Origin of the sequence: Candidatus Thiothrix sulfatifontis (assembly GCA_022828425.1) — a bacterium.
Taxonomy (GTDB): Bacteria; Pseudomonadota; Gammaproteobacteria; order Thiotrichales; family Thiotrichaceae; genus Thiothrix; species Thiothrix sulfatifontis.
On the sequence record CP094685.1, the window covers coordinates 83,552 to 105,127 of the forward strand.

General features: G+C 51.8%; 21 protein-coding genes. 14 read left to right on the forward strand and 7 right to left on the reverse strand.

Translation table 11 applies throughout. The annotated features are described in order from the left end of the window. Positions 1–14: 14 nt before the first annotated feature. Positions 15–761, reverse strand: a complete 747-nt coding sequence (locus L3K52_00465; protein ID UOG92222.1) for a LytTR family DNA-binding domain-containing protein — start codon at positions 759–761, stop codon at positions 15–17. A 7-nt stretch (positions 762–768) separates the two neighbouring features. Beyond that, a complete protein-coding gene (locus L3K52_00470; protein UOG92223.1) occupies positions 769–1,803 on the reverse strand; it encodes a histidine kinase in 1,035 nt (344 codons plus the stop codon). A 249-nt stretch (positions 1,804–2,052) separates the two neighbouring features. On the opposite strand from L3K52_00470, the gene argH reads away from it, so the two are divergent. After that, the gene (gene argH / locus L3K52_00475) at positions 2,053–3,453 is read left to right on the forward strand and encodes an argininosuccinate lyase (GenBank protein ID UOG92224.1); all 1,401 of its coding nucleotides are present in this window, start codon (positions 2,053–2,055) and stop codon (positions 3,451–3,453) included. A 44-nt stretch (positions 3,454–3,497) separates the two neighbouring features. On the opposite strand, the gene lspA is transcribed toward argH, so the two are convergent. Then, a complete protein-coding gene (gene lspA / locus L3K52_00480) occupies positions 3,498–4,019 on the reverse strand; it encodes a signal peptidase II (protein UOG92225.1) in 522 nt (173 codons plus the stop codon). After that, positions 4,012–6,831 (reverse strand): isoleucine--tRNA ligase, encoded by a 2,820-nt coding sequence (ileS, locus tag L3K52_00485; GenBank protein ID UOG92226.1) that lies wholly within the window; start codon positions 6,829–6,831, stop codon positions 4,012–4,014. Before ileS ends, lspA begins: the two co-directional genes overlap by 8 nt. Positions 6,832–7,025: 194 nt before the next feature. On the opposite strand from ileS, the gene L3K52_00490 reads away from it, so the two are divergent. The 5 genes from L3K52_00490 (at position 7,026) to hflX (ending at position 13,372) form a co-directional block, all read left to right on the forward strand. After that, on the forward strand, positions 7,026–8,906 hold the full coding sequence (locus tag L3K52_00490) for a trypsin-like peptidase domain-containing protein (protein ID UOG92227.1): 1,881 nt from the start codon (positions 7,026–7,028) through the stop codon (positions 8,904–8,906). Next, positions 8,906–10,744 (forward strand): DNA mismatch repair endonuclease MutL, encoded by a 1,839-nt coding sequence (gene mutL, locus L3K52_00495; protein ID UOG92228.1) that lies wholly within the window; start codon positions 8,906–8,908, stop codon positions 10,742–10,744. The genes L3K52_00490 and mutL overlap by 1 nt, the downstream gene beginning before the upstream one ends. Beyond that, positions 10,744–11,670: a tRNA (adenosine(37)-N6)-dimethylallyltransferase MiaA gene (miaA, locus tag L3K52_00500; GenBank protein ID UOG92229.1), complete on the forward strand. Its 927-nt coding sequence runs from the start codon at positions 10,744–10,746 to the stop codon at positions 11,668–11,670. Before mutL ends, miaA begins: the two co-directional genes overlap by 1 nt. Before the next feature lie 156 nt (positions 11,671–11,826). Next, positions 11,827–12,057: an RNA chaperone Hfq gene (gene hfq / locus L3K52_00505; protein ID UOG92230.1), complete on the forward strand. Its 231-nt coding sequence runs from the start codon at positions 11,827–11,829 to the stop codon at positions 12,055–12,057. Positions 12,058–12,091: 34 nt separating this feature from the next. Then, positions 12,092–13,372, forward strand: a complete 1,281-nt coding sequence (gene hflX / locus L3K52_00510) for a GTPase HflX (protein UOG92231.1) — start codon at positions 12,092–12,094, stop codon at positions 13,370–13,372. Positions 13,373–13,427: 55 nt separating this feature from the next. Here the strand turns inward: hflX and rho are convergent, their stop codons facing one another. Both rho and trxA read right to left on the reverse strand, forming a co-directional pair. Continuing rightward, positions 13,428–14,687: a transcription termination factor Rho gene (gene rho, locus L3K52_00515; GenBank protein UOG92232.1), complete on the reverse strand. Its 1,260-nt coding sequence runs from the start codon at positions 14,685–14,687 to the stop codon at positions 13,428–13,430. 301 nt (positions 14,688–14,988) lie between these two features. Continuing rightward, positions 14,989–15,315, reverse strand: a complete 327-nt coding sequence (gene trxA / locus L3K52_00520; GenBank protein ID UOG92233.1) for a thioredoxin TrxA — start codon at positions 15,313–15,315, stop codon at positions 14,989–14,991. 144 nt (positions 15,316–15,459) lie between these two features. Between trxA and L3K52_00525 the strand changes: the two genes are divergently transcribed. From L3K52_00525 to L3K52_00540, 4 genes are all read left to right on the forward strand, one after another. Beyond that, positions 15,460–16,146, forward strand: coding sequence for a DUF3108 domain-containing protein (locus tag L3K52_00525; protein ID UOG92234.1), 687 nt, complete (start codon positions 15,460–15,462; stop codon positions 16,144–16,146). A gap of 121 nt (positions 16,147–16,267) precedes the next feature. Then, positions 16,268–16,984 (forward strand): response regulator transcription factor, encoded by a 717-nt coding sequence (locus tag L3K52_00530; protein UOG92235.1) that lies wholly within the window; start codon positions 16,268–16,270, stop codon positions 16,982–16,984. Then, a complete protein-coding gene (locus L3K52_00535) occupies positions 16,981–17,316 on the forward strand; it encodes a hypothetical protein (GenBank protein ID UOG92236.1) in 336 nt (111 codons plus the stop codon). The genes L3K52_00530 and L3K52_00535 overlap by 4 nt, the downstream gene beginning before the upstream one ends. Positions 17,317–17,445: 129 nt before the next feature. Continuing rightward, the gene (locus L3K52_00540) at positions 17,446–17,748 is read left to right on the forward strand and encodes a hypothetical protein (protein ID UOG92237.1); all 303 of its coding nucleotides are present in this window, start codon (positions 17,446–17,448) and stop codon (positions 17,746–17,748) included. A gap of 92 nt (positions 17,749–17,840) precedes the next feature. Here the strand turns inward: L3K52_00540 and L3K52_00545 are convergent, their stop codons facing one another. Beyond that, on the reverse strand, positions 17,841–18,608 hold the full coding sequence (locus L3K52_00545; GenBank protein UOG92238.1) for a hypothetical protein: 768 nt from the start codon (positions 18,606–18,608) through the stop codon (positions 17,841–17,843). 342 nt (positions 18,609–18,950) lie between these two features. Here L3K52_00545 and rph point away from each other — a divergent pair, with 342 nt between their 5' ends. From rph to L3K52_00565, 4 genes are read left to right on the forward strand one after another with little or no spacing between them, the layout of a single operon-like run. After that, positions 18,951–19,667 (forward strand): ribonuclease PH, encoded by a 717-nt coding sequence (gene rph, locus L3K52_00550; protein UOG92239.1) that lies wholly within the window; start codon positions 18,951–18,953, stop codon positions 19,665–19,667. Next, entirely contained in the window at positions 19,664–20,266 is a 603-nt protein-coding gene (rdgB, locus tag L3K52_00555; GenBank protein ID UOG92240.1) for an RdgB/HAM1 family non-canonical purine NTP pyrophosphatase, read from the forward strand. The genes rph and rdgB overlap by 4 nt, the downstream gene beginning before the upstream one ends. Next, positions 20,263–20,808, forward strand: coding sequence for a D-glycero-beta-D-manno-heptose 1,7-bisphosphate 7-phosphatase (gene gmhB / locus L3K52_00560; GenBank protein ID UOG92241.1), 546 nt, complete (start codon positions 20,263–20,265; stop codon positions 20,806–20,808). Before rdgB ends, gmhB begins: the two co-directional genes overlap by 4 nt. Then, the gene (locus L3K52_00565) at positions 20,805–21,554 is read left to right on the forward strand and encodes a 1-acyl-sn-glycerol-3-phosphate acyltransferase (GenBank protein ID UOG92242.1); all 750 of its coding nucleotides are present in this window, start codon (positions 20,805–20,807) and stop codon (positions 21,552–21,554) included. Before gmhB ends, L3K52_00565 begins: the two co-directional genes overlap by 4 nt. Positions 21,555–21,576 lie beyond the last annotated feature (22 nt).

A 21,576-nucleotide genomic window follows, 5' to 3' on the forward strand; every position in this document is an offset into this window, starting at 1 on the left:
CCAAACAGGAGAACTTAACGGTTACGCACGAATCGACGCACTTCCGCCAAATGGCGGCGGCTCACTTCCAATTGATCGTTGACGTTATCCAGCACAATCTGCGTGCGCCCAACGGAAGATTTTGACAACCCCGCAATTGCACTTTTAGACACTAACGCGTTGCGATGGATACGGATAAAACGGTCAGCCAAATCGGTTTCCAGTGATTTCAGTGACTCTTCGATGATAACCTCGCCTTTTTTATGACGCACCGTCACGTATTTTTGGTCGGCTTGGAAATACACCACATCTTCAATGGGAATCAACTCAAGGTTGCCGCGCATCCGCGCACAAATGTGCTTCCGTGACAGCAGATTGCGACCGTCACGGTTTTCCAATGCCTCCATACGTTGGGCACGGTTCAGTGAACGGGCTTGTTCCAGACTTTGTAATAATTGTTCTTGTCTAATAGGCTTCATAAGATACCCTGTTGCTTTTGTTGAGAAGGCTTCTAAAGCATATTCACCATACGCTGTGGTGAATATGACGGCTGGCGGGCTATCCATGCCCGAAATATGCCGCGCTGCTTCCAGCCCATCCATACCGGGCATGGAAATATCCATGAGCACGATGTCGGGCTGATAACGTTCGGTCATAATCACTGCATCCACCCCGTTTTCGGCTTCTGCAAAAACTGTATAATCGACTTGACTGGCTAATAAGCCCTTAATGCGAGCACGCGCATATTCCTCATCGTCAACGACTAAAATTTTCAATGTCATAATTTTTCTACTCCTTGGGGATGGAAAATGAAACCCGGTATTGTTGGACGTTTTTCTGGATTTTCAGGTTGGCGCGGTCGCCATAAGCAAGATGCAAGCGATTCACCATATTTTCCTGAGCAATGTGATTCCCCTTGGTGTGCGTGCTCATACCGGAAGGCGGTAATGGATTCGTCACACAAACCTCCAATGTGGTACCAGCGTCATACAAACTGACCGTCAGCAGACCACCATCCTGACGCGGCTGGATACCGTGATACACCGCATTTTCGACCAATGGCTGCAATAAGAACGGCGGAATATCCATATCCAGCGGCAAGCTGTTTTGATCCATATCAAGCTTAATGTGCAAGCGTTTTTCACCCAAGCGTAAACTTTCCATACGCAAATATGCCAGTGTCAACTCTAACTCTTCTTTGAGCGCAATCCGCGACCGTTTGTCGAGCGTAAGCCGCATAATATCGGCTAGATCCAACAACGCCGCTTCCGCCTTGTTCGGATCAATGTGTACCAAATGCGCAATCGTATTCAAGCTATTGAATAAAAAATGCGGGCGCATCCGCGCTTGCAACGCATCGTATTTAGCGGCGGAATCCGCCTCGACGGTTTCCTCCCACTGACCGTGAATGTAAAAATACCGCAGCACCACCACGGTAATCACCAAACTGATCACCAAATTTTTAAATATAAATAGGATGCTACCTAACGCGTCATCGTTATTATTAAACAACAACAGACCCAGTACCGAAGCCAGCAGGGTAAAGCCGGTGACAGTTGTCAGCACAATAACAGAAGCGTTAAAAACCGTTGGTTTACTCAATAAGCGACTCACAAAACACAGGGTAAAAATAGAAGCCAACGTTACCCAAAGCACAAACAGCGAGTACAACCCCAAGCTGACAAAAAAACCGCGCAAATCGGTTGTCACCACTAAAGCCAGTACCATGGCCAATAACTCAGCAGCCAATACCACACGCAACAACGCTTCGTGAGCGCAGAGATTGGGCAAGTAATTTAAGATTTTTCCATTGAATGACGGCATTTTTTGCTCTCAATCAGCAGCACGGCACATGACTCGAACATTGTGACGCTTTACCCTGATCCAGTTGTAATAATTTATATTTTTTATAATTCCCTGACCTGACATAGCAGGCTGAGCATTTCCTTGTATACTAACGGCAACCTGTGTTGCACGCATACGACATTAAGAATTGCGTTTTTTTATTCTTCCACAATGTGATAATGTTTAGCAACTTCTTTTAACAACTTGATGAAAATTCAACATTAACTCATGAGCCAACACCCATCAGACCAAGCCAAGGACAAGCCTTGGGGCGGACGTTTCAGCGAATCCACCGATGCCTTCGTTGAAGCCTTCACTGCATCCATCCCTTTCGATAAGCGCTTGTACCGGCACGACATCCAAGGTTCCCGCGCCCATGCCCGCATGTTGGGTAAAACAGGCTTATTAAACGCCTTTGAAGTTGAACAAATCCTGAGCGGCTTGGATGAAATTGAACAATCCATCGAAACGGGTGAATTGGAGTGGAAGATTTCCCTCGAAGACGTTCACATGAACATCGAAGCCCGCCTCACCGATCGCATCGGCATTGCGGGTAAAAAACTGCATACCGGACGCTCACGTAATGACCAAGTAGCCACCGACGTGCGCTTGTGGTTGCGCGACCAAGTAGACGGCATCAGCCACGAATTGCGCCGTCTGCAACACGCCTTGGTTGACCTTGCCGAACGCGAAGCCGACACCATTCTCCCCGGCTTCACGCATTTACAAGTAGCACAACCAATCACATTTGGGCATCACATGCTGGCATGGTTTGAAATGCTGCAACGCGACTTCGAGCGCCTGCAAGATTGCCGCAAACGCATCAATGTCATGCCGTTGGGTGCAGCCGCGTTAGCGGGCACGACCTACCCCATCGACCGCTTGTATACGGCTGAATTATTGGGCTTCGACCACCCGGCCCGTAATTCACTGGATGCCGTCAGTGACCGTGATTTCGCAATCGAATTCACCTCCGCCGCTGCACTCATTATGATGCATTTATCACGCTTCTCGGAAGAATTGGTACTGTGGACATCCGCGCAATTTGACTTCATCCGCCTCCCGGATCGTTTTTGCACCGGCTCCTCCATCATGCCGCAGAAGAAAAATCCTGATGTACCGGAATTGGTGCGCGGCAAAAGCGGGCGGGTATTCGGGCATTTATTCGCCCTATTGACCCTGATGAAAGGCCAACCACTGGCTTATAATAAAGACAATCAGGAAGACAAAGAACCGCTGTTTGACACGGTGGATACACTATTGGGCAGCTTGCGTGCATTCGCTGATATGATGCCGCACATCCAGCCCAAGCCAGAAAAAATGCGCAAAGCCGCGATGCAAGGCTTCTCCACTGCTACCGACTTAGCGGATTATTTGGTGCGCAAAGGCTTACCTTTCCGCGATGCGCACGAAGTCGTCGGCAAAGCAGTGGCCTTGGGTGTAGAAACCGAGCGTGACCTCAGTGAAATGCGCTTGGAGGAACTGCAAGCATTTTCCAACACCATTACCGACGATGTATTTGCTGTCCTGACCTTGGAAGGTTCGGTCGCTGCCCGTGACCATTTAGGGGGCACAGCACCTGCTCAAGTAAAACAACAAGTTATTATTGCCCGCGAACTCATCGCCTGATCTCGTAGGGGCGCACTCCCGGGTGCGCCCTCTGTTCAATATTCTTACTCGATCTGATCGGACGCAAACAAGCTCAAAAACACTAGCAGAACCGCGCCGCAGGTGATCGCAATATCCGCCACGTTAAATACCGCAAAGTGATAATTTTCCATCACAAACGGAATATCGAAATACACGTCAATAAAGTCAATGACCTTGCCGTACAACAAGCGGTCTATTAAATTGCCAATCGCACCGCCCAGCACAAGGGTTAGCCCCACTGCCGCCCAAATCCGGGTTTTTCTCAGCTTACGCAGCCAATTGACAATAAAAACACTCACCACAATGGCTAAAGCCGCAAACAACCAACGCTGAAGGCCGCCCAAATCAGACAAAAAGCTAAAAGCCGCGCCGGTATTGTACGCAAGAGTCATGTTCAAATGCGGAATTACCGCAAACGACTCACCCATTTCCAAATTGGCTTCTGCCATCCACTTGGTCAACTGATCGACCGCAATCACGACGGCGGATAACCACAACCAAGTCAACATCCCCGTGTCAGAGGAAAGGGAACGAAAACTACGCATAATGACGCACCTCCCCAGCCCCGTCGACATTATCAATGCACCGCCCGCACAATTCCGGGTGCTCGGTATGACTGCCGACATCCTCACGGTGATGCCAGCAGCGCGTACACTTGCCATACTCAGAACGGGAAACGCGCACAAAAACGTGTTCCAAAATTTCCACCGCATCGGCTGGCACTGCCCCCAAATCGTGCAAATGCACCGCTGATGTGATGAACACAAAACGCAATTCATCGCCCAATTTCAACAGCGAATCTGAACTCACTTCGGGGCTGCCTTTGCGGTAATAAATCGCCACTTCCGCATCCAAACTCGCCCCAATCTGACCGGCAACCCGCACCGCTTCCAACTGCTTACTAACCAATTCGCGCAGCGCAAACACGTAACTCCACTCACTCGCGGACAATTTATCGCTGGCATCCAAGCGGAACAGCCCGTCATACCATTGCGTAAACAGCACGAAGTCTTCGGATTTTTCACCCGGCATACTCTGCCAGATCTCCTCAGCGGTAAAACTCAACACCGGATACAACCAACGCACCAGCGCATTCAAAATATGCCAGGCCGCCGTTTGCGCCGAACGCCGCCCAAGGCTACCCGCCTGCATGGTGTACTGACGGTCTTTGGTAATATCGAGGAACAAACTGCCCAACTCAACGGTACAGAAGTTCAACACTTCCTGCGCAATCAAATGGAAATTAAAATGATCGTAAGCCACCAGCACTTTGTCTTGCACTTGCGCCGCTTGATCCACCGCCCAACGATCCAACGGCAGCATCTCAGAAGCAGCAACCAGATCGGTTGCCGGATCAAAATCGTTCAAGTTTGCCAGCAAGAAACGCGCGGTGTTACGAATCCGCCGATACGCATCCGCCGTGCGTTTGAGGATTTCATCGGAAACCGACATTTCGCGGCTGTAATCGGTCGAGGCCACCCACAAACGCAGAATGTCCGCGCCCAAGGAATCCGTCACCTTTTGCGGCACGACGATATTGCCCTTGGATTTGGACATTTTCTCGCCCTTACCATCCACCACGAAACCATGGGTCAACACGGTGCGGAAAGGTGCAGTGCCGCGAGTGCCGATTGCCGTCAGCAAGGATGACTGAAACCAACCACGATGCTGGTCAGACCCTTCCAAATACACATCCGCTGGGAATTGCAAATCAGCACGACGCTCCAGCACCGACGCATGGGTAACACCCGAGTCGAACCACACGTCCAACGTGTCGCCCACTTTATCGTAATGCAGCGCATCCGACCCCAGCAATTCCTCCGCCGTCAAACTGAACCACGCATCAATACCGTGTTGCTCAATCCGCTGCGCCACCGCTTCAATCAATGCAGGTGTTTGCGGGTGCAATGCGCCGGTTTCCTTGTGGATAAACAAGGCAATCGGCACGCCCCAAGTACGCTGGCGTGAAATACACCAATCGGGGCGGTTTTGCACCATGCCCTCAATCCGCGCTTTGCCCCAATCGGGAATCCACTTCACACCCTGAATCGCCGCCATCGCCTGCGTGCGCAAGCCATTCTGTTCAAGGCTGATAAACCATTGCGGGGTTGCACGGAAAATCAACGGCGTTTTATGCCGCCAGCAATGCGGATAGCTATGGCGCAATTTATCCGCTTTCAACAACTTGCCGCGCTCGGTCAACACTTCCAATACGTGCGGATTGGCTTTGTGAACCGATTCACCCGCAAACAATTCGGTATTCGGCAAGAAACAGCCGTCGTTACCCACAGGGTTATCCACCGGCAAGCCGTATTTCAAACCTACCACAAAGTCTTCCTGACCGTGACCGGGCGCAGTATGCACCGCGCCAGTACCCGCTTCGGTGGTGACGTGCTCGCCCAGAATCACGGGCACTTGCCGCGCATAAAAGGGGTGTTGCAGCAGCAAGCCTTCTAACTTGTCACCCGTGCAACGTGCCAGAATCGTGTGTTCGCTAATCTCAGCGCGTTGCAACACCGCTTCCAACAAGGCTTCCGCAACGATCAAACGCTCGGTAGCGGTTTGCAGCACCACGTATTCCAATTCCGGGTTTAGTGCCACCGCTTGGTTGGCAGGCAATGTCCACGGCGTAGTTGTCCAAATCACCACGGACAAATCGCCCTGCCCCGCCGCGTCTGGCACACGCGCCAACAATGCCGCCTCATCCGCCACGGTAAAGCGCACATCAATCGAAAACGACGTTTTGTCAGCGTATTCCACTTCCGCTTCCGCCAACGCCGAGCCGCAATCGGTACACCAATGCACCGGCTTTGCACCTTTGAGCAAATGCCCGTTCGCCGCAATCCGCCCCAACGCCCGCACAATGTCTGCTTCGGTTTGGAAATCCATCGTCAAATACGGGTTTTCCCAATCGCCCAGCACGCCTAGACGCTTGAAGTCTTTACGTTGCAAATCAATCTGTTCCGCCGCGTATTCACGGCACGCCTTGCGGAACACAAACGCATCGACTTTAGTGCCCGCCTTACCGAGTTTTTCTTCGACTTTTAACTCAATCGGCAAGCCGTGGCAGTCCCAACCCGGCACGTAGGGCGCATCAAAACCACCCAAGGTTTTGCTTTTCACAATAATGTCTTTGAGGATTTTATTGACGGCATGACCAATGTGAATCGTGCCGTTCGCATACGGCGGGCCATCGTGCAGAATGAATTTCGGGCGACCTTGCGCCTTGGCACGCAATTGTTGGTAAAGCTGGCGCTGTTCCCAGTCTGCCAGCATCCCCGGCTCACGCTTTGCCAAGTCGCCGCGCATCGGAAATAGCGTATTGGGCAGGTTGAGAGTGTGCTTGTAGTCCGTCATCGTTCAATCCTATTGTCTTCTTGAGGCGTGTGCCATGCCGTAAGTGCCGAAGAATACCAAGTTTTGCCTTAAAAACCGATAGATTACCGTCAGATTAAAGTCTTTTCACGTGACCGACGGATACGCTATAGTCCTTTAATTATTTATGCCTCTCGCCTTGGGCTGTTATTATTTTCAATATGGGACTCAAAAAAATGCGCCAAACAACCCTTATTACCCGCACCTTCCTGTGTCTTGGTTTAGCCATCTCACCTAGCTTATTGGCTGAAATCAGCATCAACCCACCGCTTTCCCCCCCTGCGACGCAAGCCGTCACGCCTGTACCGGCAGTACCCGCTGAACCAGCCGTATCAGAAGCACCCGCCCCCGTTGCTAATGAAGTTGAAGCCAGCGTCAGCAGTGCACCACTCGAAGACGAAGTAGTCACCACACCGGATGGTTCCGACCCACGCGCTAAAATCAAAGATGCGGTCGTTAAAGTTCACGTCGTGCAGCACACTTACGATACGCTCTCCCCTTGGAACTCCGACTCGCAGAAAGGTTCTGGCTCTGGCTTGATCATTGCTGACAATCTGATTTTAACCAATGCGCACGTTGCCTCTGACGCAACTTTCTTGGAAATTCAACGCCATAGCGAAACCAAGCGTTATGAAGCGGAAGTCGTGTACATTTCACACGAGTCCGACTTGGCGATTTTGCGCACCAAAGAAGCCAATGCTTACAAGGATGTTACCCCGCTGGAACTCGGCGATTTGCCTAAAATGCAGCAATCCGTCGAAGTGTACGGCTTCCCGATTGGCGGCAACACCCTCAGCGTTACCCGTGGGGTCGTATCACGCATTGAGAAGCAAAACTACGTGCATACCGGCGAAAACCTGATGGCCGTGCAAGTGGATGCTGCGATTAACTTCGGCAACAGCGGCGGCCCGGTTATTTCCAACGGCAAGGTCATTGGGGTCGCGATGCAATCAGGATTTTTGACCGAAAATATCGGCTACATGATTCCCACCCCGATTATTCGCCACGTATTGGCTGACGTAAAAGACGGCAAAGTGGATGGCTACGGCTTCCACGGCTTCCTCGCCCAGTCGATGGAAAACCCCGCAATGCGGCGTAAATACGGCTTGGGTGACACCCAAACCGGCATGTTAGTACACAAGGTTTACAAAAATTCCCCGGCGGATGGCAAAGTGCAAATCGGCGACATTGTGACCGAAATTGACGGGCACAAAATCGAAAACAATGGCACGGTAGAATTCCGCCCCGGTGAATTCATTGACCACACGCACTACATCGACATGCACCAGATCGGCGAAAGCATCGCTTTCAAAATCCTGCGCAATGGTCAAGAGCAACTTGTTAATTTACCGCTCGACAAACCCGGCAAAGAATACCTGCTGGTGAAACCGAACCAGTACGACAAACAGCCCACCTACTTCATCTTCGGCGGGCTGGTATTCATGCCGTTGAACCAAGACGTGATTGACAGCATGGACGGCACGCCTGCCCGCATCGGCGCCCTGACCTACGAATCCCCCGATGAAAAACGCAGCGAAGCGGTCATCCTCACCAAAGTCTTACCGGCGGATATTAACAAAGATTACCACCACGATAGCAATTTACTGATCGAAAAAGTCAACGGCGAAAGCATCCGTGATTTCAATGACTTCTACCAGAAAGTGCAATCATCCAGCACCGATTACATTACGTTGGAAACCTCCGACCACTACCAATTAGTGATTGATCGTAAAGAAGCCATCGAACGTCAGCCCAAAATTCTGGCGCAATACGGGGTAAATGCCGATCGTTCCAAAGAACTGCAAGCCATCGCTCAACCACCAGCAACGCCGGTAGCAGAACCCGCCCCCGCACCAGCGACGGCAGTGATACCTGCTCCCACCGCCCCCGCACCCGCGACAGCAGTGCTGCAACCCGTACCGGCAGTGGTACCAGCCGCGCCGATTGTGATGCCGCCTCCGGTTACTATTCCTGCTGCGCCGCTGGTTATGCCGCCACCGCCATCCCAGCCAATCATGCCGCAAATCCCACCAGCGGTAGGCGGTACGCAACCCTAATGCCGATACGCCAGCTTCCTAACCACCTCATTAACCAAATCGCGGCGGGCGAGGTGGTTGAGCGCCCTGCGTCGGTGGTCAAGGAATTGCTGGAAAATGCGCTCGATGCGGGCTCAACCCGTGTCGAGATCGACATTGAACAAGGTGGCAGCAAACGCATTCGCATCCGCGACAACGGCGGCGGCATTCCACACGAGGAATTAGCCCTCGCCCTGAGTCGGCACGCCACCAGCAAAATTGCCAGCCTTGACGATCTGGAACAAGTGCGCAGCCTCGGTTTTCGCGGCGAAGCCTTGCCCAGTATCGCCTCGGTTTCGCGCTTAATTCTTAGCTCTCGTCATACTGATGCAACCCAAGGGTGGCAACTGTTTGGTGACGGACAAGAAGTTTTCGACGCGCCCGAACCCGTGGCACACGCCACCGGCACGACCGTGGATGTGGTTGATTTATTTTTCAACATCCCCGCACGGCGCAAATTTCTCAAAACCGAAAAAACCGAATTTGGTCACATCGAAGACACGGTGCGTAAAATCGCCCTGAGCCGCTTCGATGTCAGCTTTGAACTCAACCACAATCAAAAAAACGCCCTACGCTTACGCCCGGCGGAAGATCGCAGCGGCGCAGAACGGCGCATTGCCGAGATTTGCGGCAGCGCGTTTGTCGAGCAAAGCGTGTATCTGGACTACGAAGCCGCCGGTTTGCGCTTGTGGGGTTGGGTTGGCTTGCCTACGTTTTCACGCTCGCAAGCGGACTTGCAATATTTCTACGTTAATGCTCGCAACGTGCGCGACAAGCTCATTACCCACGCGGTGAAACAAGCGTATCAGGACGTGATGTACCAGGGGCGACACCCCGCGTTCGTGCTGTTTCTGGAATTGAATCCGCAATGGGTGGATGTGAATGCGCACCCCACCAAGCAAGAAGTACGGTTTCGGGAAGGACGGCTGGTGCATGATTTTTTGTTCCGCACCTTGCATCAGGCGTTGGCGGATATTCGACCGGGGGATGAAGCGGAAAAAGACCCCCATCCCAACCTTCCCCCGCAGGGGGGGAAGGAGCAAGAACAGTCAGCACCAGAACCTTATCGCCCTACTTATCAATCGCAATACCAGCAGCAGCGCTTGCAAATGCCGGTGCGGGAACAGATGGCGGCATATCAGCAGTTATACCAGCCGGTTGTGCCATTGGAAAACGTGGATAAAGCTGTCGGGCTGAAGCCCGACCTACAACCAATCCCCCCCCATGAAAATGATATGCCACCACTCGGCTACGCCATCGCACAACTCCACGGCATTTACATCCTCGCACAAAACGCCAATGGCTTGGTGGTGGTCGATATGCACGCCGCGCACGAACGCATTACTTACGAATACCTCAAGCAAAGCATGGCAGCCGACGCGCTGCGCTCGCAACCGCTGCTCGTGCCTGCCAGCCTCAACGTGAGCCGCAAGGAAGCCGATTACGCCGAGCAACACGCTGATACCTTCCGCACACTCGGCTTTGAGCTGGATCGCTTGGGGCAGGAAAAGCTCGCCATCCGCGCGGTTCCCAGTTTGCTGAAAGAATCTGACACCGAAGCACTGGTACGTGACGTACTCGCGGACTTGATCACGCACGGCGCGAGCAATCGCATTCAGAATGCCATGAATGAAATCCTCGCAACGATGGCCTGCCACGGCTCAGTCCGCGCCAACCGCAAACTCAGTATCCCCGAAATGAACGCACTGTTACGTGACATGGAAAGCACCGAACGCAGCGGGCAATGCAACCACGGTCGCCCCACTTGGACACAAATGGCGCTGGAACAAATCGACAAACTGTTTCTGCGAGGTCGCTGATGCACAAGGCCATTTGCATTATGGGGCCGACCGGCACGGGCAAAACTGACCTTGCGGTAGCATTACGCAAGCATTTTCCAGTCGAAATTATCAGTGTCGACTCGGCGCTGGTGTATAAAGGCATGGACATCGGCAGTGCCAAACCCGACGCCGTAACCTTGGCACAAGCACCGCACCGCCTGATTGACTTTCTCGACCCTGCACAACCCTATTCCGCCGCCGAATTTCGCACCGATGCGTTGCGCGAAATGGCAGAGATTAGCGCTGCTGGGCGTATTCCGCTGCTGGTGGGTGGCACCATGCTCTACTTCCGCGCACTCGAATACGGCTTGTCGGCCTTGCCGGAAGCCAACCCTGCCATCCGCGCCCGCTTGGAAGCGGAAGCCGTCACACACGGCTGGCAAGCGCTGCATGAGCGTTTAGCCCGCATTGACCCAGTGGCGGCACACCGCATCCACCCCAACGACCCGCAACGCCTGCAACGCGCTCTGGAAGTCTTTGAACTGACAGGGAAATCGCTGACCGAATTGCAGCAAGCAACTTGGCACGATGCTTGCCCCTACGCGCTATTTAAAATTGCCTTGATCCCCGAAAACCGGGCATGGTTGCACGCACGTCTGGAACAACGTTTCGACCAGATGCTGACCCAAGGCGTGGTGGATGAAGTGCGCCAACTCTTGACACGTGGCGATCTGAATACCCACCTTCCCGCCATAAGAGCGGTGGGTTATCGACAAATTTGGGATTATTTAATTAATGAAATAGACTACAATCAAATGCGCGATCGTGCTATTGTCGCAACACGGCAGCTTGCTAAACGTCAAATGACGTGGTTGCGATCCGAGAAAGGTATTATTCGCTATGACCCCCAAGAACCCAACCTTTCATCGGTCATCAGCAACGTTTCAACGTTTATTGGCAGATGAACGGATATCTCCGACAGACTGGCATTTTGGTGAGACGATATAACTGATAAGCTTTTAGGCGTCGAAGGAAACAAGCGACTGGCTCACGACCACCCCCTAGCTTTAGGTGTGAGACCATAACAACCACAAACCCAAGAATATTTTTAGGAGAAGCTCATGTCGAAAGGGCACACATTACAAGAACCCTTCCTTAATGCTCTGAGAAAGGAACGGATTCCGGTCTCGATTTATTTGGTCAACGGCATCAAATTACAGGGTCATGTCGAATCATTCGACCAATTCGTTGTCCTGCTGGGGAATACTGTCAGCCAATTAGTCTACAAACACGCTATTTCTACGATTGTGCCTGCTCGCCCGATCAAGTTAGCCTTAGCACCAGAAGAATAAGTCATTCTACTGAAATCATCAGAAAGGTTGCCGATTGGAACTATTTGAACGCCCTGGCGGTGGCGAAAATGCCGTACTCGTTCAAATCAGTTTCAATTCGGCAAAGACAGCACAAGACGAAAAGGAATTCGTCGAATTAGCGGATTCGGCTGGCGCTCAAGTAGTCGGATTCGTTAATGGTTCGCGCCAACGCCCTGACCCACGTTATTTTGTGGGCACAGGCAAAGCCGAAGAGATTCGCCAATTACGTGAATTGCGTGACGCCAATCTGGTCATTTTCGACCATTCCCTTTCCCCTGCCCAAGAACGCAACTTAGAAAAATTGCTGGAATGCCGTGTGATTGATCGCACCGGCTTGATTCTGGATATTTTCGCGCAACGCGCCCGCAGCCATGAGGGTAAACTTCAGGTCGAACTCGCACAGCTCAAACACCTTTCTACCCGACTCGTGCGTGGCTGGACTCACCTTGAACGCCAAAAAGGGGGGATCGGGATGCGCGGCCCCGGCGAAACGCAGTTAGAAACTGACCGGCGCTTAATTGCCGAACGCATTAAACAAATCGACCGCCGTTTGGAAAAAGTCCAAAACCAGCGCGAGCAAGGGCGTCAATCGCGCAAAAAAGCCGAAATCCCTACCGTTTCACTGGTCGGCTACACCAATGCTGGCAAATCCACGCTATTCAATGCGCTGACCCAAGCGGGCGTTTACGTGGCTGACCAACTGTTTGCCACCCTTGACCCGACGTTGCGCCAAGTGCAATTGCCGAATCAGCAAGAAATTATTCTCGCCGATACCGTTGGTTTCATTCGTTATCTGCCCCACGATTTGGTTGCTGCCTTCCGCTCGACCTTGCAGGAAACCGTTGATGCCGACTTACTGCTGCACGTTATCGACAGCCACGACGACCAGCTAGAATTGTTCCGCGAACAAGTGAATAACGTCATCGCCGAAATTGGCGCGGAGCGTGTGCCACAAATCGAAGTCATGAATAAAATCGACCTCGGTGGCACTACCCCACACATTGAGGAAAGCACCGGCACCACCCCTACCCGCATTTACATATCCGCCCAGAATAATCTGGGGCTGGATGTATTGCTGGAATACTTGGGGAATTACTTTGCCGGACACATGTTCCAAGGCGATTTGACACTCAAACCCCAACACGCCCGCTTACGCGCCAGGTTGTACGCCGACAAAGCCATACAGCAAGAAAGCATTACGGATGAAGGCAATTTCAGCTTAAAAGTGCTGATTGATCAGCGCAGACTTGAACAATGTTTGCGGGAAGAAGGCTTGGCGCTAGACGATTTGTAGCGGTTGTAGGGGCAGTTCATGAACCGCCCCTACCGATAACGATGATATGGCAAAATTACCCGCGACGCATCACGTCAAAAAACTCACTATTCGTTTTGGTCTTCGACAGCTTATCAAACAGCAATTCCATCGCATCCAGATCGTCCATGCTGTGCAGGAATTTACGCAATACCCACAAGGTTTGCAGTTCGTCTTGCGTGGTCAGCAACTCTTCACGACGGGTGCCGGAACGGTTGATGTTGATTGCCGGGAACACGCGCTTCTCAGAAATACGGCGATCCAGATGGATTTCCATATTGCCCGTCCCCTTGAATTCTTCGTAGATAACCTCGTCCATTTTCGAGCCGGTATCAATCAACGCGGTGGCAATAATCGTTAAGCTACCGCCTTCTTCGATATTACGTGCCGCACCGAAAAAACGTTTGGGGCGATGCAAGGCATTGGCATCCACACCACCCGTCAATACTTTGCCAGACGACGGCACAACGGTATTGTAAGCCCGCGCCAAACGGGTAATCGAGTCGAGTAAAATCACCACATCGCGCTTGTGTTCGACCAAACGCTTGGCTTTTTCAATGACCATTTCCGCGACTTGAACGTGACGCGCTGCCGGTTCGTCAAAGGTCGACGACACCACTTCGCCCTGCACCATGCGCGACATTTCTGTCACCTCTTCCGGGCGTTCGTCGATCAGCAATACGATCAAGTAACTTTCCGGGTAATTGGAGGCAATGCTCTGTGCGATGTTTTGCAGCATGATGGTTTTACCGGCCTTTGGTGGCGCGATAATCAAGCCACGTTGACCTTTACCAAACGGCGCTACGATGTCGATCACGCGGGCGGTAATGTCTTCACGGCTGCCGTTGCCCCGTTCCATGCGCATCCGGTCATCGGCGTGCAGCGGAGTCAGGTTTTCAAAGGCAATTTTGTTACGCGCACTTTCGGGCGGCTCGAAGTTAATGGTATCGACTTTCAGGAGCGCAAAGTAACGTTCACTGTCCTTCGGTGGGCGAATCTTGCCCGATACGGTATCGCCGGTGCGCAGCCCAAAGCGGCGAATCTGGCTTGGCGAAACGTAAATATCATCCGCCCCAGCGAGGTAGCTGGAATCATCGGAACGCAGGAAACCAAAGCCGTCTTGCAGGATTTCCAGCACACCATCCCCGTGGATGTCGACGTTATTGGCTGCATTGGCTTTCAGCAAGGCAAAGATGATGTCTTGTTTGCGGGTGCGGGAAATGCTCTCGATCCCCATGGCTTGCGCCATTTCAAAGACTTCGGCGGCGGATTTCTTTTTGAGTTCAGACAGGTTCATATAGTGATGAATTTGATGGAGATAGTAGGAGTAAACAATCAGGAAGCCCCTGCTCGTGCTGTGTTTCTCAATCGGGAAGCGTGGCTGAGTGCCTTGCTATTGCCGTAATCGCGGCTATCGCCCGTTACAGTCTGTGCATGAATCTAGTGATTAAGAAAACGAGACAGGATTTTCAGGAATGAATCTGGATGCAGATTCAAGTACAGTTAAACTAGCACGCCAATTTTACGGAGTCCAGCAAAATATCCCCGCAAGCCCCAAGGAAACCAAAAATCGCCAAGGGGTGCAGGAATGAGGCTATTTAGAGATTTGAGGTCAGAAATGCAGTCAACTGTGATTTAGACAATGCTCCGACTTTGGTCGCAGACACTTCGCCGTCTTTGAACAGCATCAGGGTAGGAATACCCCGGATACCGTAACGTGGCGGAACAGTCTTGTTTTCATCAATGTTCAATTTAGCCACTTTCAGCTTGCCGTCGAATTCGCTGGCAATTTCATCCAGCAGCGGGGCAATCATTTTGCACGGCCCGCACCATTCCGCCCAGTAGTCAACCAGCACAGGTACGGTGGATTTCAGCACTTCTTGCTCGAAAGTTGCATCGGAAAGGTAAGTAATGTTGTTGCTCACAGAAGGGTTCTCCCTGATTTTTGAGGTTTCACGACCGCCATTCTCTACTATTTTGCGCCATCTTTGTAGTATAGCGTTGTAAGAACCAATACGGCTTGGTGTAGTCTAATCAGGTCGATAGTGTTTAACCAGAAGGAAATACTCATGAAGCTGTTATGGATCGTCTCAGCAGCCTTGGCATTAGCCGCGTCACCCGGTGCGGCGGCACCCGATGCGTTTCAAGCCAGTTATACCGTCAGCGCCAAAGGGCTAGACATGGGGGTCATGAAGGCCAGCTTGCGCTACGAAGGGGCAAACTATACCTACCAAAAAATCACCGAAGCCAACGGCTTGGCTGCTTTGCTCAGTGGCGACACCCTGACCGAACGCAGTACTGGCAAAAAACAAGCGGCGCAATTGGTTCCCGACAACTATTTGCACCACCACCACAATAAGCGCAAGGATAAAAAAGACGAATTTCGCTTCACCACTCCCACGCAAGTGGAAGGTAGCGTTGACAATAACGCCTATCAATTGCGTGTGCCCAATGGCACTTTGGACATGGCAGTGCTGGAATTGTATTTGATGGAAGCTTTGGCAACCGACCAAGCCCTCAATTACCGCGTGGTCAGCAAAGGCAAAGTTCAAGATTACCGCTTGCGTAAACTCGGCAAAGAAACCGTTGAGGTACCCGCTGGCAGCTACGAATGCGAAAAACTGGAAGTCATACACGACAGCAATGCACGTCAAACCACCTTGTGGTTAGCACCGCAGTTGAATTACGCCATTGTGCAGGTGCGCCATCAAGAAGGCGGGGATGTGATCGAAACCCGTTTAAACCAATATCAATAGTGGAGTAAATTCATTGATTTTCTTAATAATACAGGCAATCACCGACATTCTTTAGATTTTTACAGCCAGACTCACTAGAATATCGGCATACCCGTATTCCAACCCTGTATTGTCTGGAAAAATGAGCGCTAATCACCATGAACACCACAGCACACTTGGTCATCAAATCTTGTTCGTCGATGATGATGTTGTATTGCACGCATTGTTACAAGCGTATTTAACGGCGCATAACTATGGCCTTCATAGCCTGTTCAATGGCGAAGAGATTGATGGTTTTTGCCAAAACTGTCAGCCCGATTTGATTTTGCTTGACATTATGTTGCCCGGCAAAGACGGCTTGCACTGGCTGAAATGGATAAAAAAACACCATCCAGACTTGCCAGTGATGCTTTTATCTGCAAAAAAATCCGCAGACGAACGCTTGGTTGGGCTGGAAACGGGAGCTGATGATTATCTAACCAAGCCGTTTCACCCCAAAGAATTGCTTATCCGTATTCAAAAGATCATTCGTCACACCCCATCCAAACCCGCTGATACGCTCCTGATTGGTGATAATCTGTTCGATGTTGAGCATGAAACGTTGACGCGTGGCGGTACCACGGTAAAACTCACCACGCAGGAAGCCCGCTTATTGCAGTTTTTTTGTCAGAATGCCGGACAAGTATTAACCCGCGACGCCATCTCCCACGCGCTTAACGGCAACGAACACCAACCCCTCAACCGCAGCATCGACATGACCATTAACCGCTTACGCAAGAAACTGGGCGATGATGCGCAAGCCCCCCAACACTTGCGCACCATTTGGCGCAAAGGCTACCGTTTGACACTCCCCTTATGACACAGACTGTTTTATTTGTCACATTGACCAATATCTTAGGCAAAGAAGCCACACAGCGCTTTCTGAATTTGGCGGTATCAGAACTGCAATGCTCCCAACAAGCATTACTCAATAGCTTGCAACAGCAAGACTACCAAGCAGCGGCACTGCTGGCGCACAAACTCTCGGCCACCGCGCATTTGTATGATTCCGCTGCCTTGGAACACGCACTTGCCACGATAAACGCGCAAGATTCAGTAGCCTTGCAACACCCCGCTTTCATCGCCACCCTCAGGCAAACATTTCAACAGATTCAGGCCAATATCCAACAGTTTGTTGCGGATAAACATTGATAAAATTCGCTGTTGTTACATTTTTTTACAATTTTTAGCGTTACAAATCTGCTGATGTTCGTTAAGGTTGGGTTCGGTGAATTGATCAAGCTTGTTCAAGCCAATAAAAACTTATGAAGGATAAGGCAAATGATGAAAAGAACACATGGCGCGGCAGGGCTATGTTTGCTGCTGGGCTGCTTAGTGGCGCAGCCAGTGATGGCGCTGTCGACTAAAGCCACTAGCGCTCTAAAACAGCTCGATCACAATATCACCACCGACGAAGCACAGGAGGCTGCTGATTTATCAACGCATTCGGCCAGCTTGAATAATTTTTTGCCTGAATTAATGGGTTCGTCGTTGTATTTGTATTTATTGCAATCGGATCAATTCATCACCTTGCAGGGCGTGATAGAAGCGCTGTGGGAAGAACACATGATAAAAAAATCGTAGAACCGCCTTACTCATCTCACCAAACTGCGCCAAAATTGGTGAGTTTTTGACAGCCCTACTTACTCCCCTGTAGTTAGGGCTGTTTTTTTGGCTCAAAAACGTTGGTTCAATTCCAACCGCGCATCTTCCCAACCGCCGAATCCGGTACTCGCATCCAGATACAAATCCTTGCCTACTTGGGTTTGATAACCGACACGATACGCCAAAGTGTCAGCCGTTTCGCCGCGCACCTCGGTTGCCACCTCGCCCAACCCCGGCAATACCAGCGTTCCGGCGTAATCAACATCCGCCTGCTGATAAATCAACCCCGCATTGAATGCACCGACGCCAGTCAGCACGCCCACACTCGGTATCAGCGTATTCACCGCACCATCTTTAATGCCTGCATCCCCGTCTGCATGGGTGTAAATGTAAGTCAATGCGCCAAAATAACGCCCCTGCTGCTGCGCGACCGTTGCCCCCGCGTTGTATAAAGTGCCGTCGGCATCAAACACCAAATCGCTTAAGCCTAAGCCCGGAAGCGCTGACAAATTAGCCGTCGATTCCCCACTGACTTGTGAAATACCCCCGAATACCGTCAGGTGCGGGTTCACCTGATAATCCAGCTTAGCGCCTACCATTTTCAGATCATTATTAATCGTGACTAAATCTTTGGCATTCGCAGGCAATAACGCCGCTACCATTGGATTTTTAATCACAATGTCAGTAATTTTAACATCTTGGTTTTGCGTATACAGCTCGACACCCACACCGCGTGCTTTCAAGGGCATACCCGTGGTCGCGGTACCGGCTCCAGCCGGTTGCATCGCAAACATTAACGCACAAATGCCGCATGAACCCGGCAAAAATCCTTTTAACATAACACCCTCGCAATGGAAAAACAGACAAAAAACGGCGTAAATTATCCCACTGAATGACGCAAAAAAGATACGGAGTGTTCAAATAAAATACATTATATTCACACAGTTACACGGCATGTAAATGTGAATTTTAATCATCAAGGAATCCTGCACGCTTGTTTCGCACTATTTTATTGCTAATTGGCGGTATGCTCATCAGTTTAGCGGCTCAGGCGCTACCCGCCACGATGCAGGTGATGCTGGAACGCTGGCTACCACACATTGCCGCACCATAACCGTGAAACCCACGCCAATCATGGGTATAATCCCCGCTCTCCCCTCTAAGCGATAAAAGGATTCCCCATGAGACCCAGCGAACGCGCTCCTGAGCAAATGCGAACGGTTACATTTACCCGCCATTACACCTGCCACGCGGAAGGCTCAGTATTAGTGGAGTTCGGCAAGACCAAAGTGCTGTGTACCGCCACCGTCGAAGACCGTTTACCCGGCTGGCTCAAAGGCAAAGGTCAAGGTTGGGTCACGGCGGAATACGGCATGTTGCCGCGTGCCACGGGTTCACGCACCGCTCGCGAAGCCGCCAAAGGCAAACAAGGCGGGCGTACCATGGAAATCCAGCGCTTGATCGGGCGTTCCCTGCGAGCGGTAGTCGATCTCGAAGCCCTCGGCGAATTCCAAATCACCATCGACTGCGACGTGATTCAAGCCGATGGCGGCACGCGCACGGCTTCAATCAGCGGCGCTTACGTCGCCTTGTGTGACGCGATTACTTGGCTGCAACAAAATCGCCGCCTGAAGAAAAACCCCTTGCACGGGCAAATCGCAGCGGTTTCCGTCGGCATTTTTGCAGGCGTGCCGGTACTGGATCTGGATTACACCGAAGATTCCACGGCTGAAACCGACATGAACGTGGTGATGAACGAAGCCGGACAATTCATCGAATTGCAAGGCACTGCCGAAGGTCACGCCTTCCGCCGCGACGAACTCGACGCCATGCTGGTATTGGCAGAAAAAGGCATTCGGGAAATCATGCAAGCACAACAACAGGCATTGGAATCATGAGTCAACGCATGGTGTTAGCCTCTGGCAATGCTGGAAAACTGCGCGAATTCAACGCAATGCTGGCGGATTTAGGCATTGAATTTGTACGCCAAAGCGAATTGGGGGTGCAAGATGCCGATGAAACCGGCTTAACCTTCGTCGAAAATGCCTTAATCAAAGCGCGTCACGCCGCTCAACACACCGGAATGCCCGCGATGGCAGACGATTCCGGCATTGTGGTCGATGCTCTCGGCGGCGCACCGGGGCTGTATTCCGCCCGTTATTCTGGCGAACACGGCGACGATGCTGCCAATAACGCTAAATTGCTGGAAGCGCTCAAAGACGTGCCGGACGCGCAACGCACCGCACGTTTCTATTGCTGCATTGTTTACTTGCGCCATGCCGAAGACCAATTGCCGATCATTGCCGAAGCCAGTTGGAAAGGTCGTATTCTGCACAGCTTGAGCGGGGTGAACGGCTTTGGTTACGACCCCTTGTTTTACGTACCAACCCACGGCTGCTCGTCCGCCGAACTGCCAGCAGATGAAAAAAATCGCATCAGCCATCGCGGGCAAGCCTTGCGTAAATTGCATGAATTGCTACTGGAGAACGCCGGGTGAAACTCATCATCCTCGACCGTGACGGCGTGATTAACGAAGATTCCGATGCGTTCATCAAAACGGTGGACGAATGGATTCCCATCCCCGGTAGCATTGCAGCGATGGCGCGGCTCTATCACGCCGGATACACGCTGGCGATTGCCACCAACCAATCGGGCATTGCGCGTGGCTATTACGACGTTGCGACCTTGGATGCGATGCACGCCAAACTGCGCCACTTATTAGCCGCGCACGGCGGTGAAGTCGCTTACATCGCCTATTGCCCGCACCTTAGCAGCGATCATTGTGAGTGCCGCAAACCGAAACCGGGGATGCTGCTCACCATTGCAGAACATTTCGGCACAAATCCCGCGCAAGCCCACGTCGTCGGTGATTCGCTACGCGACTGGCAAGCCGCCGCTGCGGTGGGTGCAAGCTATGCCCAAGTCCGTACCGGCAAAGGCTTGCGCACGCTGGCAGAGGGCAAGCTTCCCGCCGCACTACCTGTGTTTGATAATTTGGCAGATTATGCCGATTCACTTTTGGGAACCACTTCAGCATGAATGCACTTAACACGCTTTGGCTTGGCACTCGTGCCGCGATTTTCTGGGTAGGCTTTGCGATCAGCACCCTCTTGGCAGGCTTGCTAACCCCGTTGGCTTGGTTGTTTCCGCTCAAATACCGTTACCCCGCGACTACTTTGTGGAACTGTTTCAACCGTTGGTGGCTGGAGGTAACTTGCGGGGTGAAATACCAAGTGATCGGGCGTGAAAACATCCCCACCGATAGCGCTTTCATCATTATGGCTAATCATCAATCAACGTGGGAAACCTTCGCTATCCCCTGTATTTTTCCGCAACAATTAAGCTGGGTGATGAAACGCGAACTGTTGAAGATTCCGTTTTTTGGCTGGGGTTTGCGGCTGATTCGCCCGATTGCGATTGACCGCAATGCTGGGAAAGCGGCCGTCAAACAAATCTCTCACCAAGGTAAAGCTTTGTTACAGGAAGGTATCAGCGTGGTTATTTTCCCCGAAGGCACTCGCGTCGCACCGGATGCCAACGTACCGTTTAAAATTGGCGGCGCAATCCTCGCCTCTCACTCCGGCTTTCCGGTGGTTCCTGTGGCACACAATGCGGGGTTAAGCTGGCAACGCCATGCGTGGATCAAAAAACCCGGCACGATTACCGTCAGCATCGGCCCGGCATTTGCCACCCAAGGCTTAAAAACCGATGCCATTAACCAACAGGCGCAACGCTGGATTGAAGCTGAAAAGGCGCGTTTGCCTGCGATTGCGACCACCCCATAACGTGCTGAATTATTTATGACCT